General features: G+C 46.5%; 14 protein-coding genes. 13 read left to right on the top strand and 1 reads right to left on the bottom strand.

Going from position 1 to position 18,002, the window contains the following annotated elements:
* Window positions 1–157: 157 nt before the first annotated feature.
* The 10 genes from ASC49_RS14320 to ASC49_RS14365 all read left to right on the top strand — a co-directional run bounded on the left by ASC49_RS14320 (window position 158) and on the right by ASC49_RS14365 (window position 12,591).
* The gene (locus ASC49_RS14320; protein ID WP_055463932.1) at window positions 158–1,231 is read left to right on the top strand and encodes a TRAP transporter substrate-binding protein; all 1,074 of its coding nucleotides are present in this window, start codon (window positions 158–160) and stop codon (window positions 1,229–1,231) included.
* A 103-nt stretch (window positions 1,232–1,334) separates the two neighbouring features.
* Window positions 1,335–1,943, top strand: a complete 609-nt coding sequence (locus ASC49_RS14325) for a TRAP transporter small permease subunit (RefSeq protein ID WP_055463933.1) — start codon at window positions 1,335–1,337, stop codon at window positions 1,941–1,943.
* Window positions 1,944–1,952: 9 nt separating this feature from the next.
* On the top strand, window positions 1,953–3,302 hold the full coding sequence (locus tag ASC49_RS14330; RefSeq protein ID WP_055463934.1) for a TRAP transporter large permease: 1,350 nt from the start codon (window positions 1,953–1,955) through the stop codon (window positions 3,300–3,302).
* Window positions 3,303–3,375: 73 nt separating this feature from the next.
* Window positions 3,376–4,533 carry an iron-containing alcohol dehydrogenase gene (locus ASC49_RS14335; RefSeq protein WP_055463935.1) on the top strand — a complete coding sequence of 386 codons (1,158 nt, stop codon included), beginning with the start codon at window positions 3,376–3,378 and terminating at the stop codon, window positions 4,531–4,533.
* A gap of 33 nt (window positions 4,534–4,566) precedes the next feature.
* Window positions 4,567–6,063 (top strand): CoA-acylating methylmalonate-semialdehyde dehydrogenase, encoded by a 1,497-nt coding sequence (locus tag ASC49_RS14340; protein WP_055463936.1) that lies wholly within the window; start codon window positions 4,567–4,569, stop codon window positions 6,061–6,063.
* A gap of 145 nt (window positions 6,064–6,208) precedes the next feature.
* Complete coding sequence (locus tag ASC49_RS14345) at window positions 6,209–6,988, top strand: IclR family transcriptional regulator (RefSeq protein WP_055463937.1); 780 nt, start codon at window positions 6,209–6,211, stop codon at window positions 6,986–6,988.
* Window positions 6,989–7,064: 76 nt separating this feature from the next.
* Window positions 7,065–8,039 (top strand): EF-P lysine aminoacylase EpmA, encoded by a 975-nt coding sequence (gene epmA, locus ASC49_RS14350; RefSeq protein WP_055463938.1) that lies wholly within the window; start codon window positions 7,065–7,067, stop codon window positions 8,037–8,039.
* Window positions 8,040–8,082: 43 nt separating this feature from the next.
* A complete protein-coding gene (locus ASC49_RS14355; RefSeq protein ID WP_245624728.1) occupies window positions 8,083–10,368 on the top strand; it encodes an ATP-binding protein in 2,286 nt (761 codons plus the stop codon).
* 14 nt (window positions 10,369–10,382) lie between these two features.
* Window positions 10,383–11,741, top strand: a complete 1,359-nt coding sequence (locus ASC49_RS14360; RefSeq protein ID WP_055463939.1) for a sigma-54-dependent transcriptional regulator — start codon at window positions 10,383–10,385, stop codon at window positions 11,739–11,741.
* Between the two features lie 97 nt (window positions 11,742–11,838).
* Entirely contained in the window at window positions 11,839–12,591 is a 753-nt protein-coding gene (locus ASC49_RS14365) for a sulfite exporter TauE/SafE family protein (protein WP_245624729.1), read from the top strand.
* Here the strand turns inward: ASC49_RS14365 and ASC49_RS14370 are convergent.
* Window positions 12,566–13,477 (bottom strand): LysR family transcriptional regulator, encoded by a 912-nt coding sequence (locus ASC49_RS14370; RefSeq protein ID WP_055463940.1) that lies wholly within the window; start codon window positions 13,475–13,477, stop codon window positions 12,566–12,568. The two genes, ASC49_RS14365 and ASC49_RS14370, sit on opposite strands and share 26 nt — an antisense overlap.
* A 119-nt stretch (window positions 13,478–13,596) precedes the next feature.
* Between ASC49_RS14370 and ASC49_RS14375 the strand changes: the two genes are divergently transcribed.
* From ASC49_RS14375 to ASC49_RS14385, 3 genes are read left to right on the top strand one after another with little or no spacing between them, the layout of a single operon-like run.
* Entirely contained in the window at window positions 13,597–14,652 is a 1,056-nt protein-coding gene (locus ASC49_RS14375) for a 4-oxalomesaconate tautomerase (protein ID WP_055463941.1), read from the top strand.
* Between the two features lie 33 nt (window positions 14,653–14,685).
* Window positions 14,686–15,759, top strand: coding sequence for a Bug family tripartite tricarboxylate transporter substrate binding protein (locus tag ASC49_RS14380; RefSeq protein ID WP_055463942.1), 1,074 nt, complete (start codon window positions 14,686–14,688; stop codon window positions 15,757–15,759).
* Window positions 15,760–15,791: 32 nt separating this feature from the next.
* Complete coding sequence (locus ASC49_RS14385) at window positions 15,792–17,744, top strand: tripartite tricarboxylate transporter permease (RefSeq protein ID WP_055463943.1); 1,953 nt, start codon at window positions 15,792–15,794, stop codon at window positions 17,742–17,744.
* The last annotated feature ends 258 nt before the right edge of the window (window positions 17,745–18,002 follow it).

The raw sequence follows: 18,002 nt of genomic DNA on the forward strand, positions 1-18,002 counted from the left end.
TAAAATGATAGGTTTTGTATTGTTTTTGTGTATTTTTTTGTGTTGACGAATCGTATTTAGTCAATAATGATAAGTATCGTATCGCTATGGACGATAAGTGTAGAAATATAAAAATAATTCTTGGGCTATGCCCGATACACAATCAAAGGAATATCTCATGCATCGCATCACTCGTTTTCTTAAGCACTCTCTTGTCTCTTCCGCTGTGGCTTCTGTATTAGTCACCACTTCAACAGGCGTTATCGCGGCCGATGAAAAGATTCGCTGGAAAGTACAGGCAGTCTTCGGGACGCATTTGCCGGGTCTAGGTGACCCAATCAAGTTGGTGGCTGAACAGATCAACAAAGCCACGAATGGAGACATTCAGTTTAAGGTCTATGAACCAGGCAAAATAGTGCCGCCGTTTGGTATCACGGAAGCTGTGAAGAACAAGCAGTTGAATGCAGGGTATGCTTGGTTGGCCTATGATCAGGGCCGAATTCCAGCTGCTTCGTTATTAGCGGCAGTGCCTTTTGGCATGGAGCCTTGGGAGTACGCAGCGTGGTGGTATGAAGGAGAGGGCCAAGCTCTTGGTGAAGCTTTGTATGCAAAGCACAACATTCACCCTGTGTTGTGTAGTGTTATTGGGCCCGAGACGGCGGGGTGGTTCAAAAAAGAAATTAACACAATGGAAGATTTTCAAGGCTTGAAAATACGTTTTGCGGGCATTGGTGGAAAAGTACTGCAAAAAGCCGGCGCATCGGTTACTTCTATGCCGAGCAGTGAGATCTTCCCTGCGCTCGAAAAAGGCGCTATTGATGCAACTGAATTTTCTATGCCTGCGATTGATGAAATCCTAGGCTTTGATAAAGTAGCCAAAAACAACTATTTCCCAGGTTGGCATCAAACCTTTACTGCCTCCCATCTTGTGGTTAATAAAGACGTGTGGGACGGTCTTTCTCCTGAATCGCAAGCGATCATAGATATGGCTTGTACAGCTGGTACTATGCGTGCGTTGACTCATGGGGAAGCGCTGCAAGGGAAGGTCTTACAACGTTTCAAATCTGAAGGCATCAATACTCAAAAACTACCTCCTGAAATGTTGAGCGGTTTGAAGCAACTGACCGATGAAGTCATGCTTGAGATTGCGGCAACCGATGAAGATTTCGACAAAATTTATCAATCGCAGAAAGCCTTTTCCAAAGAGTATAAGGCGTGGCGCGAGCTTGCTTATCTCCCAACTGACTTGTAATAGCTCCTCATTAATTGGCCTATGTGGTCGCTAATGTCGTTCCCCTATTTACGCTAGAGCGCGAGGGTAGGGGAACTTGCACACTATTGCTGTGGAGGACTCTATGCAACAGGGATCAATAACTACTCAGGAACAAGACATCAACATGTCCGTGTTCTCTCATCATACGACGTTGCCTAATACGTGGCTTTCCAATCGAATTGACCCATTCCTTCGTACTGTTGGCAATGCGGCCTCATGGATTTGGGTTGTGCTGATGGGCATCATCATTATCAATGTATTCATGCGTTATGCCTTGGGAGAAGGGCGTATCGAGTTCGAAGAAATGCAGTGGCATTTATACGCTGCGGGCTGGCTTTTTGGTTTGTCGTATTGCTTCAGTTATGACGAACACGTACGTGTTGATTTGATCTACGACCGCATGTCCCTAAGGGCTCAGGCTTGGGTAGAATTTTTAGGCATTCTCTTTCTTTTAGGGCCTTTTGTGGCCGTGGTGATGTGGTACGCCATTCCCTTTATCAATTACTCATGGCAAATGAGTGAAATCTCCACCGCACCTGGGGGGCTGCCTTATCGTTGGGCGATTAAGGCCATGCTTTTGGTTGGCTTTATGCTGTTGGCGCTGGCGGTAATCTCTCGCTTTTCCAAAGTGGTCTCTTTGTTATTTGGTGGGCACGTGCCTGCTAATCGTCGCGTTTTAAGCCAAGCCTAGGAGACCATCATGGAAATTAATGAAATCTTAGCGTTACTAATGTTCGCTACATTCATCGCTTGTTTGTTTAGCGGCTTTCCTGTGGCTTGGGTCATGGGGGGCGTTGCAGTCGCATTTGCTGTTTTGGCGATGGGGGCAGACTACTGGTTAGATGCTTTTATTGGTATTGACTGGAATTATGTATCGATAACAGTGCCTCGCATTTGGGCCGTTATGACCAACTGGGTGTTGGTGGCATTGCCTATGTTTGTATTTATGGGATTAATGCTCGATCGTTCTGGTGTTGCAGAGGACCTTATGGCTAATCTCGCTCGACTATTTGGCCGTGTTCGAGGGGGATTGGCTGTAACCATTACTTTTGTGGGTCTTTTGCTTGCCGCGTCTACAGGGATTATTGGCGCGTCGGTAGTGCTTCTGGCTGTACTGGGCATACCAATGATGATGCGCGATGGTTACAGCAAAGAATTAGCATGTGGCACAGTCTGTTCAACTGGCACGCTTGGTATTTTGATTCCACCTAGCATCATGCTCGTTATGATGGGAGATCGCATTGGTTTGTCCGTCGGCGATTTGTTCTTAGGGGCGTTGTTTCCTGGGTTGCTGTTGGCTGCCTTGTACATTGGCTACATTATGATTTATGCGTGGTTAAAACCTTCTGCTGCGCCGGTAGCCGAGGATAGTACACGTGTAACCTTGTTGATTTTATGGGAGGTATTGAAAGCCGTTTTACCTACTACAGGATTGATCTTAGCGGTCTTGGGATCTATTTTCTTCGGCATTGCGACGCCTACTGAGGCCTCTGGTGTAGGGGCTTTTGGCGCAACATTGTTGGCTGCGAGCAAAGGTCGATTAAATCTCAAGGTGTTACGCGAAGTTGGCCGCGAAACAACCAAAACGACCGCGTTTATTTTCGCTCTTCTACTGGGCGCGACGGCTTTCTCACTTGTGTTCCGAGGACTTGGTGGCGACGAAATAATAGAGGGGGCACTGCATGGCCTACCTTTTGGACCAACTGGCGTAGTAATTACTATCTTATTCGTGACATTTTTACTGGGCTTTTTCTTAGATTGGATAGAACTCACTTTAATCATTTTACCTCTGGTTGCACCTGTTGTAGCAAGTCTAGGTTTTGACTTGGTATGGTTTACTATCCTCTTTGCAGTGTGCCTACAAACCTCATTCTTGACTCCGCCCGTTGGGTTCGCACTGTTCTATCTCAAAGGGGTAGCGCCAGCGGGTATTTCGCTGGGCAATATCTATCGAGGTGTTGTGCCCTTCATCTTAATTCAACTGTTTGGTTTGGTGATTGTCTTCTATTGGCAAGGCATCGTCACTTGGCTACCCAGTATCGCATACTGATTCTAATGTTTAGTCGCGTTAGCTGCGACAAACAGACACTAAAAATGGTTATACGGATATTTAGGAGCACACCATGTCTAGTCAAATTATCTTGCCTCGTATAATGCAAGTAGGGGCCTCTGTGTCCACTGAGCTACCAAACATATTGCACGATTTAGGCTGTAAAAAGCCGCTTATTGTAACCGACAAAGTTATGATGAAGTTGGGGTATATCCAAGGGGTTGCTGACCACTTGATGAGCCATAATATAGCTTATGATGTTTTTGATGATACGGTACCCGAGCCAACAGTCACGTCCATCAAAGCTGGTGTTGAAATGGTTGCTGCTGGGGACTATGACGCCATTGTAGCCGTAGGAGGCGGTAGCCCCATCGACAGTGCTAAAGCCATTGCTATTTTGGGGAAATATGGCGGAGAAATGCGTGATTACAAGTTTCCTCGGATTGTGAATGAGCCTGGCTTGCCGATCATTGCCATACCGACTACAGCGGGCACGGGCTCAGAGGTAACACGGTTTACGATCATCACTGACGAAACCTGTGATGAAAAGATGCTTTGCGTTGGCACTGGCTTTATGCCGATTGCCGCTTTAATCGACTATAACCTCACGCTAAGTTTACCTCCTCGTACTACGGCTGACACTGGTATTGACGCTCTTACTCATGCAATGGAAGCTTATGTTAGTAAAAAAGCTAATCAGTACAGCGATTCTCAAGCCATCGCAGCAATGAGGTTGATCGGCCCAAATTTACGAGCGGTGTTTCATGATGGCTGCAATCAACAAGCTCGTGAAGCCATGATGCTAGGGTCAACGCTGGCAGGCATCGCATTCTCAAATGCATCAGTAGCTTTGGTCCATGGGATGAGCCGACCAATCGGTGCGTTCTTCCATGTTCCACATGGGCTTTCTAATGCGATGTTGCTACCCAATGTGACGGCATTTTCCATTCCGGCAGCACCTGAGCGCTATGCTGACTGTGCCCGTGCTATAGGCGTAGCGTCTGAATCGGATTCAACCGAGCAGGCTAATGAAAAATTACTAGAAGAGTTACGTGCCCTCAATTTAGAACTGAATGTACCTACCCCAGAAAAATTTGGCATCAATAAAGATGTGTTTTTCGACAAGATTCCGATGATGGCTGCCCAAGCAGTAGCGTCCGGATCACCAGCGAATAATCCTAAAGTACCTTCTGAAGCTGAGATAGCCAAACTTTACGCGCAGCTTTGGTAATACCGAATTTCATTTTTAAAAGAGGAACATGCAATGATCACTATCGGACATTTGATTAACGGCCGTAGCAATATGGATGGCGACAGACAACAGCCAGTATTTAACCCTGCAACGGGAGAAGCTGAAAAAAACGTATTGTTAGCCAGTAAAGCTACCGTAGAGGATGCGATCACTGCTGCACAAGCGGCATATCCAGCTTGGCGCGACACACCACCGATTAAACGTGCTCGAATTATGTACAAATTTAAAAATCTGCTGGAAACCAACGCGGAACGGATTTGTCAGCTTATTGGTGAAGAGCACGGCAAAATTTTCCACGATGCGATGGGCGAATTACAGCGAGGTATAGAAAATGTTGAGTACGCATGCGGAGTTCCAGAGCTACTTAAGGGTGAGCATAGCCGCGATGTTGGTCCAAATATCGACTCTTGGAGCGAGTTTCAGCCGCTTGGTGTAGTCGCAGGAATTACCCCCTTTAATTTTCCTGCAATGGTGCCCTTATGGATGTTCCCCATTGCCATTGCGACAGGTAATACTTTCATATTGAAACCATCTGAGCGAGATCCTTCAGCCACGCTTTACGTGGCTCAACTACTGCAAGAAGCAGGATTACCTGATGGTGTCATGAATGTGGTGAACGGCGATAAAGTGGCAGTAGATACCTTATTGAAGGACGAGCGAGTAAAAGCGGTCAGCTTTGTTGGCTCCACACCGATTGCAGAGTATATCTACAGCACTGCCACCGCTCATGGCAAACGCTGTCAAGCTCTGGGTGGAGCGAAGAATCACGCGATTGTTATGCCTGATGCGGACATGGAGAATGTCGTTAACCAACTTTTAGGCGCAGCGTTTGGCTCATCTGGTGAGCGCTGCATGGCGTTGTCTGTTGCTGTTGCTGTGGGGGATGATGCCGCGGATACGTTAGTTGCCAAAATGAAGGAGGCTATGAAACAGCTTAAAGTTGGGGCTGCTACCGATAACAGCAATGATTTTGGTCCGGTTATCACCAGAGCTCATCAGGATAAAGTCATCGGCTACATCACGAGTGCTGAACAAGATGGAGCATCGATAGTAGTCGATGGTCGTCACCCAAATGTAGCGGGTTATCCCAATGGATTTTTCGTTGGAGCGACGTTAATTGATGGTGTTACGACTGCAATGCAAAGCTACCAAGAAGAGATTTTTGGTCCGGTGCTTCAGGTCATGCGAGTGGCGACTATGGAAGAAGCCATGCAATTGATTAATGACCACGAATACGGGAATGGTACCTGTATTTTTACCCGCGACGGCGAAGCCGCGCGCTATTTCTCAAACCATATTCAAGTGGGCATGGTTGGAATTAACATTCCGCTACCCGTACCGGTGGCTTACCACAGTTTTGGCGGTTGGAAACGTTCGTTATTTGGCGATTTGCATGCTTATGGTCCGGATTCAGTACGTTTTTACACTAAGCGTAAAACCATTACTCAGCGCTGGCCATCAGCTGGTGTGCGAGAAGGGGTTTCGTTTGCAATGCCAACGATGAAATAAGCGAATGAAGGACTTAGATACGTCATTTTAGTGAGTCTATAAGTGGCGTATCTAAGAGGAGGCGGGCTTGTTAACGGTCGCTGCCACTTTAATTATCGGTAGGAGGGAGCTTATAATTTATCATTTGTATAGGTAGCGTGATTCTATGGTCAATCAGAAGCGGGAAAAAGGGTCTAGTATAACTCGTGTACTTGAAATCATTGAAACGGTGTCTAAGTCTGAGCACCCTCTGAGTGCTGCTGATCTTGCCATCATGCTTGATATTCCCAAGCCTAGTGTGCATCGTTTATTGCAACAATTAGAGGCGGAAGGATTTTTACAAACGAATATGCGTGGCCTGGTTGTACCCGCTGACAGGCTGCATAACATTGCCTTGGGAATACTTTATACAAGTCAATTCAAGGCTCAGCGACAAGCTATACTGAAAGACTTGGCTGAAAAAGTGGGTGAAACCTGCGGTATCTCCATTCCGAATGGAACGGATATGATTTATTACGATCGGGCACAAACAAATTGGCCTTTACAGATACATTTACCTGTTGGTATACACACCCCTATAACTTGTACGGCCAGTGGTAAATTGTATTTAAGTGCCATGACCAAAGAGCGTCGTCAACGCTTAATGAATTATCTCCCCATGACACGATATGCACGCAACACCGTAACCAACTCCGCAGTGCTTGAGCTAGAACTACAAAGAATACGTCAAATAGACATCGGAACGGATAATGAAGAATTTGTAGATGGTATGGTGGCGGTGGCGGTGCCGATCAAAGATGAACAAGGCCGATTGATGGCTTGTTTGTTTTGCCATGCGCCTGTCATCCGCAAGAGCTTAGACGACTTATTAGCTCATGTTTCGACAATGCGTCAATCCGCTGATGAACTAGGGCGTTTGATAAATGAAGGGAAAGAAGATAGTTAGTTCAGTTATCTGCTCTAATTAAATTGAATACTCTTTATAATAGCTCTAGTTTAAACGCTAAATGAGGGTTGTAGTAATGTATTCAAAAGACGTTTGGCAGCCAACCGCTGATTTAAATGCACTCAAATTCCGAGCAGCAGTATTTCATAAAATTCGCGCATTTTTTTACCAGCGTGATGTGTTGGAAGTCGATACCCCTTGTTTATCTCTCGGTAGTATCAGTGACCCTCATATCGAAGTGCTGACCAGTCAGACTCGCACCTTAGGGCAAGAAGTGACTTACTATCTTCAGACGTCTCCTGAATACGCGATGAAGCGTCTACTGGCCGCCGGAGCACCGAGTATTTACCAATTGGGGAAAGTATTTCGCGCTGAAGAGATTGGCCGTCGCCATGGTATCGAGTTCACCATGTTGGAGTGGTATCGCCTTGGCTTTGATCATTGGCAACTGATGAGCGAAATGGACGATCTGCTGTCGGAGTTAATGGGGCAGAATATTACTTCAGAGCGATTGAGCTACGCAGAAGCCTTTGTCCGTCATGTGGGTTTAAACCCATTTACTGCAAGCCTTGAAGCGCTGCAGCAAACCTGCCATCAGCATACCGGATATGGTCTAGATGAGACGGATCGTGACACCTTGTTAGAGCTGCTGTTTGCAACGTTAGTTGAGCCAAACATTGGCCAAGATGTCCCTTGTTTTATCCATGCCTATCCAGCTTCTCAAGCGGCGCTAGCGAGACAGCAGCAGGATGAGCAAGGCAATGCCACCGCTGCGCGTTTCGAGTGGTATTGGCGTGGCATGGAACTCGCCAATGGCTACTTTGAGCTGACTGATGCCACCGAACAGCAACAGCGTATGCAAAATGAAATGGCGGAGCGAGCCGAAAACGATCAAGTATGGCGGCAGGCGGATGAGCGTCTCATTAGCGCTCTAAAACAAGGTTTACCTGAATGTGCTGGCGTAGCTTTAGGGGTAGATCGTCTGCTAATGTTATTACAAAACAAAGCGCACATTGATCAGGTAATGCCGTTTGCCGGAGCGCATGCATAGGGTGGTGCGACAAACGGCTAGCACAAAATAATAAGAGACCGCCATGTTACCTTCGCCAGCTAGAATGAGTGAATTTTTCAGACCGAAGCAATCTCTTGCCAACCCCAAGCGTTTCGCGTGGCTATACGTGGCGGTGTTTTTCATCTGTTTGCTGACGCTTTGGCGTGGCGGAGATGCGCTCAAGCAACAGCAAACCGAAGACCTGGCTGCTGATACCCTTGAACAACTGAACCAATTAGCCAGCGTGGTCGAGAGCGCTATTGCTAAATACCAACACATGCCAACCCTATTGGCATCCAATGATCGAGTACGTAAGGCGTTACGAGACGGACTACCTTCTGATATTAATCAGCTTAATCGTGAGTTAGAGCAAATCAACCGCATTACTGAAGCATCGGATAGCTACATCATTGGTACGGATGGTAACACTATCGCAGCTTCCAATTATCGTTTGAGTACGTCTTTCGTCGGTGGGAATTTTGCCTTCCGTCCTTACTTTAAAGATGCGATTAAAGGTAAACCGGGCCGTTATTATGCGTTAGGAACGACGTCTAACCGACGGGGTTACTACTTTTCCTATCCTGTCTTTGAAGGCGACAGCGTGATTGGGGTCGCTGTGGTCAAGGTGGATCTGACTCAATTTGAAAAGCGTTTTAATAATCAAGCTTATGATTTTTTGATGCTTGATCCAGATGGCGTGGTATTCAGTTCATCTCGCTCACAATGGCTGTATAAGGTGATGGGCGAACTATCCCATGAGGAGCTCATACGTATTGCTGAATCCCAGCGTTACTTCGATCAAGCCATTGAAACCTTACCCATTGTCTCTCGCCGTCCGTTTGATGAGCACGCCAGTGTGATTGAAATGTTAGATCAGGTAAGTGATCACCTTGGCAATGAATTAGTAGAGCGTCATCGCTACTTAGTCATGAGTCGTCAAATTCAGATGCTTGATTTTCAAGTGGCAATCTTGGTGCCACTGACGAGTATTGAAGAACAGATTGCTCTTTGGCGAGCGATTTTTGCGGGCGGCATCACCATTACCATGCTGATATTTGGATTAGCTCATTTACGCTCGCGCATGTTGCAAGAGCGCTCCGACGCCATTGAGATGGCACGCCACAATCAAGCCTATATTCGTGAAGTGATTCAGCATACCCAGGCTGGTCTGGTGACGTTAGATGATCAATATCGTATTGAGGCGTTAAACCCAGCAGTTGAGAACTTGGCAGCGCGTTCCCTATCCAGCTTAATCGGTAAGCCCTTGTCAGAGTTATTTCAAGTATCAGAGCGTGATAAAGCATGTTGGCTGAAAGCCTTGTCGAGCGATCTTGATGTTGAGCGTGAGCCTTTACGTTTAACGACGGTAGAAGGGAAGTTTCATGTGGAAGGTGCCGATCAAGACGTCGCCGTGGAAGCCACCTTATGTGAATTGCAATTACCAAATCGTCGCAGTCACCTAGTGACGTTTCATGATATGACAGAGCGTAAGCGCTACGAGATGGAAATTACCGATGCGCGCAACGCTTTGGAACTTCGTGTCAAAGAACGTACTTCGGAGCTAGAGCAAGCCAACCAGCGTTTACGCCATGAAATTGGCGAGCATAAAGCAACGCAACAGGAGCTGATTCAAACAGCGAAATTGGCGGTCTTAGGGCAGCTTAGTGCAGGCTTAAACCACGAACTGAATCAACCACTTACAGCCATTCGTGCGTTTGCTGATAACGGCTTGAAGTTTTTGCAGCGCGAAAAGTACGAGCAGGCTAGAAGCAATCTGCAACACATCAGCCAGCTTGGTCATCATATGAGTGACATCATTGCTCGCTTTAAAGTGTTTGCTCGCAAAGGCAATGTGGCCCATACCCCGATTGATGTGCAATCGGCCATTAATGGCGCTATGAAGATTATGCAGCCCAGATTCAAAGAGACGGGCATCCAAGCAGAATTTCCCTCAGATGTGCGTGTGGTGGTATTAGCGGATATGGTGTTTTTAGAACAGGTGTTGGTGAATCTGTTGGCAAATGCCTGTGATGCCATTTTGGAGCATGGTACTGGAGCAAAATGTGTCCAAATACGAGTGCAACAGCAGCAGCGTAAGGTCAATATTTTTGTCCGTGACAGTGGTACGGGGTTATCACAGGATGCGCTTGAGCATCTGTTTGAGCCATTTTATACCTCTAAGAGTAGCGGTATCGGTCTAGGGCTTGGCTTGTCTATTAGTCAGCGCATTATGGATTCGATGCATGGTGATTTGAGTGCTCAGAATCACCCTCAAGGTGGGGCCGAGTTTTGTGTTACTCTAAACGCCTTTGAGTTAGATAACGAATAAAATAAGGACTCATCATGTCGGAATTGGATCGCGTCATCGTCATTGATGATGAGCAGTCGGTGCGAATGGCCATTTCGCAGACCCTACAATTAGAAGACTTCGAGGTGCTAGAGTTTGGCTCTACGCAAGGAGTGATTGAACAGTTGGCCATTGATTGGTCTGGTGTAATTGTCAGCGATATCAATTTGCCAGGCATGAGTGGACTGGAGCTGTTTGAACAAGTCAAAAAGATCGACGTTGAGATTCCTTTTATCCTGATTACTGGGCATGGCGATATCAGTATGGCGGTCAATGCGATTCGTGACGGCGCCTACGATTTTATTGAAAAACCTTTCTCTAATGACGATTTTATCGAAGTGGTACGCCGTGCCTGTGAGAAGCGTCGATTGACGTTAGAGAACCGTAATTTGCGCCTCGAACTTGCGGCCCATAATGCCCCAGGGCCTCGTATCATTGGTAATACAGCAGGTATTCATCGTCTGCGACAGGCGCTTTTGCATGTGGCGGATACGGGGGCGGATATCCTGATTCAAGGGGAGACCGGGACGGGGAAAGAAATGGTGGCGCGTTTTATCCATGAGCACAGCTCCCGCCGCGGTAAGCCGTTTGTCGCGATCAACTGTGGTGCGGTGCCTGACTCGATTATGGAGTCCGAGCTGTTCGGGCATGAGAAGGGCGCTTTTACCGATGCCAAAACGCAACGGATTGGTAAGATCGAGCACTCTAATGGCGGGACTTTGTTTCTCGATGAGATCGAGAGCATGCCTATGTCGATGCAGGTTCGTCTGCTTCGTGTACTTGAGGAGCGCAAAGTGGAGCGTTTAGGTTCCAACAAAGGCGTCGATTTGGATCTACGTATTTTAGCGGCCACCAAAGTTGATTTGAAAGAGCTGAGCGAGACAGGCACTTTCCGTGAAGACTTGTACTACCGTTTAAATGTGGTACGCGTGGATATCCCCCCGTTACGTGAACGTAAGGATGACATTCCATTGTTATGGCAGCACTTTTGCTTGGTGGCAACGGCGCAGTACAAACGTGAATCCGAACAGCTTTCCGCAGAACGTATGCACAGTTTAATGACTTATGATTGGCCGGGGAACGTGCGTGAGCTACGTAATTTGGCGGAGCGCTATGTATTAATGGGCGAAGCGGGCTCGTTTGAGTTTGACCAAATCATTACCAATGAAACCAACCCAGGGTTTATGACCTTACCAGAGCAGATGGAACGTTTTGAGAAAACCTTACTTGAGCAGGAGTTGATGCGTCAAAAAGGCTCTATTAAAGACACCATGGATGCGCTTGGCTTACCGCGTAAAACTCTGTATGACAAGATGCGCAAGTATGGGCTGGATAAAGATTTGTACAAATCGTAATTCAAATTTCTTTCAAAGCCATTCAAAAACAACACCTTAATCCACCGCCTTTGAGGAACGTGCTAGCATTAGCTTTCCTTTAGATTAGGGTTTTGTAGTGAGTGATTTTTTCTTAAACGGCCTTACACCAATGATCTTTTGGCTGTTAGTCATTACCGCCGGATGTACTTCTCTTTTTACGGCAAGTTTCGGCGCTGGCGGTGGTGTGATATTGCTTGGGGTGATGGCACAGGTATTGCCTCCGCAGTTGATTATTCCACTACATGGTGTGGTGCAGTTAGGCTCTAATGCCGGTCGTGCCGCTATGAGCTGGCGTCATATTGATTGGCGGCTGATCGGACTATTTTTACCAGGCGCGATGGTCGGTGCTTTGATCGGACAATTTGTTTTAGTGGCACTACCAGCGGAGGTAATGTACCTCTCTATCGCAGGTTTTATCCTGTTTCTTTGTTGGGGGCCTAAGCTTCCTAAGCTGGTATTAGGGAAGTCTGGAACCCTACTTGCCGGTGCCATCACTACTTTCCTAACCTTATTTGTCGGCGCGACAGGTCCATTGGTGGCTGCGTTTATTAAACAGGTGTTTGTCGACCGCTTCCGAACGGTTGCTACTTTTGCCACCGCCATGTCGTTGCAACATATCTTTAAAATTGCAGTTTTTGAACAAGCGGGCTTCCCAATCGAGGCGTGGCTACCTCTGCTAACATGCATGGTAATAAGTGGTGCAATTGGAAGTTGGTTCGGACTAATGGTATTGAAAAAAGTCCCAGATCATCACTTTCACCGCATATTTAATATCATTTTAACGACGTTAGCAGCACGTTTACTTATTCAAGCTTTTCAGTCTTGGTAGACCATTGCTCCAACAAGATCTGAATAAACAAGTCGGCTGATGGGGATACTGGGGTTGAGGTTCGTCGGATAAGACCGATCGAGCGGTCAATCTGCTCCCCAGCCAATGGTCGATAAGTGAGTGCACTATTCGTTCCCATTGGCATTGACAGTCGGGGGACGATTGATAAGCCTAATCCCGTCTCCACAAGGCCTAACGAGGTAGATAAGTGTTGAACTTCGTAGAAACTGTTGAGATTTACTTGGTCCCGGGCGATCGACTTGTCTAGTAACAAGCGGTTACCACTGGTACGACTTACACTGATTAATTTGTACGCTTCCAAATCCTTCCACGTGATTTCATCCAACTCTGCTAACGGATGATCCTGACGCATACACACCACAAAAGGATCGTCAATGAGAGGGGTAAAGCTAACCTCTGAATGCTGGGCTATCGCCATATTGATCCCAAAATCGGCATCTCCTTGGATCACAGATTCTAGGCCTTGGTTTGCACTTTCATCGAGAATTCGGATTCTAATACCTGGGTATTTCTCGTTGAATGGCTTGATAACAGAAGGCAAAAAATAGAACGCTGCAGTAGGGATACAAGCAATGGTAATACTCCCTTTTTGCTGGCTGGCCATGTCTTTTATGCCGAGAACGGAAAGCTCAAATTCCTCCAACATACGCCGTGCTTTTGGAAGAAATTCTCGACCAACACTGGTCAATTTTGTCTTCCTTGTCGTGCGCTCAAATAGTGCAGCCCCCAAGACATTTTCAAGCTTTTGCATACGCCGACTGAGGGCTGGCTGAGATAAAAAAGTCGCTTCTGCCGCCTCATGAAAGTTGCCCGTTTCGGCGACCTTAACAAAGATTATGAGGTCCTTGAATTCGATTTGATGCATGGACTGGTGCTCCCAATTAATGCGTTTCTTGCATTGATTATGATCTATATTTGCATTTGATGCATCTTTCAGCTCGTGTAATCCTTTATTTTAAAGAACAACAACGGATACTTACGTACATGGCGCAACTTACTATACCTTGCATGTTAATGAGAGGGGGCACCTCCAAAGGTCCTTACTTACGTTTAACTGACATGCCAGAGGACCGTGAACAGTTAGCAGAATTGCTGATGAAAATCATGGGTGCAGGACATGAATTGCAAATTGATGGCCTTGGTGGCGGTAATAGCCTTACCAGCAAAGTCGCCATGGTAGGGCCTTCAAGAACACCCGACGCAGACGTTGAATATTTGTTTGCTCAAGTAGGCATTGTAAATAGAACAGTCGATTTTTCACCGAACTGTGGAAACATGCTGGCAGGGGTTGCCCCATTTGCTATCGAGTCTGGCCTCGTATATGCCACAGAGGGAAAAACCACGGTTAGAATTAAGAACCTGAATACCAACAAGGTGATTCACTCTACGGTTCAGACACCTGATCGACGTGTTGAGTATGGTGGCGATTTTGTTATTAGTGGAACGAACACCCCAGGCGCACCGATCGAATTAACTTTCTTAGATGTTGCAGGCTCCAAAACGGGCAAGCTGTTTCCAACGGGTCAAAAAGTCGATGATATCGACGGTATTCAAGTGACCTGTATTGATGCTGCCACGCCTGTGATGATTGTTAATGCTTCGAGTCTTGGCAAAACAGGACATGAAGCGCCTGGTGAATTTGATGCAGATGAAATTTTCATGCAGCGTCTTGAGACCTTACGTCGTAAGGCTGGCGTGTTGATGGGAATGGGAGATGTTTCTAACATGGTGATTCCTAAACCTATTTTGGTATCACCACCACAAACTCAAGGGATTATCTGTGCGCGTTATTTCGTGCCTGATCGCTGCCATAAAGCGTTAGCGGTTACGGGCAGTATCGCGATTGTTAATGCGCTGTGTAATGAAGGCACGGTCGCACAGCAGTTGGTGCAGTCTGAACAAGGCAGAGTGGATTTCAAACTAGAGCATCCTACAGGGTTCATAGACCTCACAGCCCATTGGCAACATGATGAGGTTCAATCTGTTTCGTTAGTGCGAACTGCGAAGCCGATTTTTTCCGGTCTGGTCTACTTAAACTAGACTAGTTTAATATAAAAATAATAGGTAACTACTATGAAAAAACTAAAGCACATTGCCATGGGAGTCGTGGCTGCTCTCTCGATCACCACAGCGGTTGCAGCAGATAATGCTGTGCCTGATACGATTGACTTCACAATTCCATTTGGCGTCGGCGGTGGTACGGACGTTTGGGCTCGTTTTATCGCGCCAAACCTGTCTAACTTTATCGAAGGTAATCCAACGGTTGTCATCAAAAACCAGCCTGGCGGTGGTTCGATCACAGGTACTAACCTGTTCTTCAGTCGAGCGGAAAGTGATGGTTCTGACATTATCGGTACATCCGCTTCGACCTTATTCCCTTACATGCTAGGGGATAAACGAGTACGCTTTAATCTTGATAACTGGGCGCCAATTCTTGCTAGCCCAACAGGCGGTGTCGTTTACGTTCAGCCTGATTTGGGTATTTCTGACAGCGGTGATATCGCGAAGCTGATGAATCAAGAGTTGAAGTTCGCTTCACAAGGTCCAACTCAGCTTGAGTTACCGATTCTGATTGCTTTGGATTTGATCGGTGCAGATGTTAAGCCTGTCTTTGGTATGAAGAGCCGTGGCGCAGGCCGCTTGGCTTTTGAGCGTGGCGAAGCCACTATCGACTTCCAAACGTCTTCTGCTTACATGAACTCTGTTCAAGGCTTGGTAGACAACGGCAAAGCGATTCCAATGTTTAGCGTTGGTGTAATGAACAAAGAAGGCAATATCGTACGCGACCCGGCTTTCCCTGACATTCCAACGTTTGAAGAAGCTTACGAAAGTGTTCATGGTAAGCAGCCAAGTGGCATGCAATATGATGTTTACCGTAAATTCTTAGCCGCAGGTTTTGCTTTCCAAAAAGTCATCTTTGTCCCTGCTGACGTCCCAAGTGAAGTGCTAGCAGAGTACAACCAAGCAGTACGTAAAATGGTCGCAGATCCTAAGTTTAAGCAAGAAGCGGCAGAGCAAGTGGGTCCATACGAGAATGCTGTGGGCGTCGACATCGCGATGTATCTAGGCGAAGCTGTGAAGATCTCTCCTGAAATGTATTCGTGGATTAAAGACTGGTTGAAGTCTGAGTTTAACTACTCGCTATAACGGGTAGATCGTTTAGATTTATTGGAGAGTTTATGTCTGTATTATTCAGTGCCCTAGATCAGGTGATGTCTGTAATGCATCTGTCATACCTGATGCTTGGCGTCGTCATAGGACTAATCGTTGGGATTATCCCTGGATTAGGCGGTATTGCAGGGATGTCTTTGTTGCTACCGTTCATTTACGGTATGGATGCTTCTGTTGGTTTAGGGATGCTGATGGGACTGGTGGCGGTGGTGCCGACAGGGGACACATTTACATCCGTGTTAATGGGTATCCCCGGCTCCAGTTCATCACAGGCAACGGTAATGGATGGCTTTCCATTAGCGAAAAAAGGTCAGGCAGCGCGAGCGCTGTCTGCCGCCTTTTTGTCTTCTATGATCGGTGGGGTCGTTGGGGCAATCATACTGAGTATTTTTATCTTGGTTGCTCGCCCTGTAGTTCTAGCCTTTTCCTCTGCGGAATTGTTCATGCTGACCTTGCTAGGGTTAAGCGTGGTTGCGTCCTTGTCTGGTGGCAGTGTCTACAAAGGTCTTGCTGCATGTGGTATGGGCTTGTTAATTGGAACAATTGGTGGCGCGCCAGCCACTGGTGATTTCCGTTTTACATTCGATATAGATTATCTATACGACGGCATTCCTTTGATTGTTGTCGGTTTGGGTATTTTTGCTTTACCTGAAATCATTTCTCTGCTGATTAAAAACAAGTCCATTGCATCGAAAGGTAATCAACTTGGCCATGGCTTAGGACAAGGTCTAAAAGATGTAATGAAAAACTTACCTCTGGTTGGACGTTCTTCTGTATTCGGCAGCCTTGTCGGTGCAATCCCTGGTCTGGGCGGCTCAGTGGTTGACTGGATGACGTACAGTTTTGCCATGGGGGCGAGTAAAGATAAAAGCCAGTTTGGTAAAGGTGAAATTAAAGGTGTAATTGCCCCTGAGTCTGCCAATAATGCTTGTTCATGTGGCAGTATGATTCCAACTATTTTGTTTGGTGTACCTGGCTCAGGCTCTGCAGCGGTGTTTCTTGGCGGTATGCTATTGCTGGGTATTCAACCTGGCGTGTCAATGGTGTCGACACACCTAGACCTGACTTACACAATTATTTGGTCACTGGCGTTGGCAAATATCTTAGGCGCGGCATTGTGTATTTTCCTAACCCGTCCTATTTCGATGCTAACGTACATTAAGTTTTCGATTTTAGCGCCTGTCATCCTAACTTTGATTCTGTTCGCTGCATATCAAGCTACGCGTAGCTTTGGTGACTTTATGGCACTGGGTGTGATTGCACTGATTGGTGTATTCATGAAGAGTGCGAACTGGCCACGACCTGCATTCTTGATCGGCTTTGTCTTGTCAGCAGGTGCAGAAAACTACTTTTTCCAAAGTATTCAGTTTTATGAGTACAGCTGGTTTACGCGCCCTGGTGTTTTGATTATCGGTGCATTGATCCTATGTGGCTTATTCTTACCGCCTTTATTCCGTAAGGCCATGCGTAAACGCCAAACTCAGGAAGAAATTGAAGCAGCAGAGACAGTAGTGAATAACTTCAGTCTGGATATTTGGATTGCTGGTCTATTCTTGATGGTTGCTGTGGTCTTTGGCTACCAAGTATGGGGCGAACAGACGCTTACCAGCGCCTTTCCTTTGATTGCTGTAGCTTTGCTAGGTGGCTCTTCATTGATGGTGATTATTAATCATCTGCGTCATCGCAAGCTTATTGAAACGGCTGAAATCAGACAAGGGCTAGTTTATATAGCAGGCTTTTTTGTCATGGCTATTTTGTATTTCGAGCTAGGTTTTTTAACCACTACCTTCTTCTTTACGCTACTGTTTATCTACTTCTTTGCTCGTGCGGGAATAGTAAAATCGACGTCTGTTGCTGTTGGTCTACTGGTATTCTTACTCGTCATGGGACGACTAATGAGTGTGGATTATCCTGAAGGCTTATTGGATGGCTACGTTTTGGCAGTTGCCAATATGATTTAGCGCTTTCGCTACGATTCTAAAATTTGTAGCCTCCGCTACCCCCAGTGTTGCTAAAACACTGGGGGTTTTTTTATGGAAAATCGAAATGGATTGATTTTAGAGTAACGTTTAACGTTGATTGAAGCATCACTCACCACAGCAACTGAGTTGTTGCTTTACCTTATTCAACGTCTAGAGCGAGCATGGTTTTGGCCTCTCCTGCTGCTGAAGTGCTTGCTCGGGCAGGGACTAAGGGACTAAGGGACTAAGGGACTAAGG

Origin of the sequence: Marinomonas fungiae, assembly GCF_001418205.1 — a bacterium.
GTDB lineage: Bacteria > Pseudomonadota > Gammaproteobacteria > Pseudomonadales > Marinomonadaceae > Marinomonas > Marinomonas fungiae.

What these genes read in the sequence shown, in the direction of transcription:
- ASC49_RS14325 (WP_055463933.1), top strand. Translation starts at nt 1,335, where the DNA reads ATGCAACAGGGATCAATAACTACTCAGGAACAAGACATCAACATGTCC.
- ASC49_RS14335 (WP_055463935.1), top strand. Translation starts at nt 3,376, where the DNA reads ATGTCTAGTCAAATTATCTTGCCTCGTATAATGCAAGTAGGGGCCTCT.
- ASC49_RS14320 (WP_055463932.1), top strand. Translation starts at nt 158, where the DNA reads ATGCATCGCATCACTCGTTTTCTTAAGCACTCTCTTGTCTCTTCCGCT.
- ASC49_RS14380 (WP_055463942.1), top strand. Translation starts at nt 14,686, where the DNA reads ATGAAAAAACTAAAGCACATTGCCATGGGAGTCGTGGCTGCTCTCTCG.
- ASC49_RS14370 (WP_055463940.1), bottom strand. Translation starts at nt 13,477, where the DNA reads ATGCATCAAATCGAATTCAAGGACCTCATAATCTTTGTTAAGGTCGCC.
- epmA (WP_055463938.1), top strand. Translation starts at nt 7,065, where the DNA reads ATGTATTCAAAAGACGTTTGGCAGCCAACCGCTGATTTAAATGCACTC.
- ASC49_RS14375 (WP_055463941.1), top strand. Translation starts at nt 13,597, where the DNA reads ATGGCGCAACTTACTATACCTTGCATGTTAATGAGAGGGGGCACCTCC.
- ASC49_RS14385 (WP_055463943.1), top strand. Translation starts at nt 15,792, where the DNA reads ATGTCTGTATTATTCAGTGCCCTAGATCAGGTGATGTCTGTAATGCAT.
- ASC49_RS14330 (WP_055463934.1), top strand. Translation starts at nt 1,953, where the DNA reads ATGGAAATTAATGAAATCTTAGCGTTACTAATGTTCGCTACATTCATC.
- ASC49_RS14355 (WP_245624728.1), top strand. Translation starts at nt 8,083, where the DNA reads ATGTTACCTTCGCCAGCTAGAATGAGTGAATTTTTCAGACCGAAGCAA.
- ASC49_RS14345 (WP_055463937.1), top strand. Translation starts at nt 6,209, where the DNA reads ATGGTCAATCAGAAGCGGGAAAAAGGGTCTAGTATAACTCGTGTACTT.
- ASC49_RS14360 (WP_055463939.1), top strand. Translation starts at nt 10,383, where the DNA reads ATGTCGGAATTGGATCGCGTCATCGTCATTGATGATGAGCAGTCGGTG.
- ASC49_RS14340 (WP_055463936.1), top strand. Translation starts at nt 4,567, where the DNA reads ATGATCACTATCGGACATTTGATTAACGGCCGTAGCAATATGGATGGC.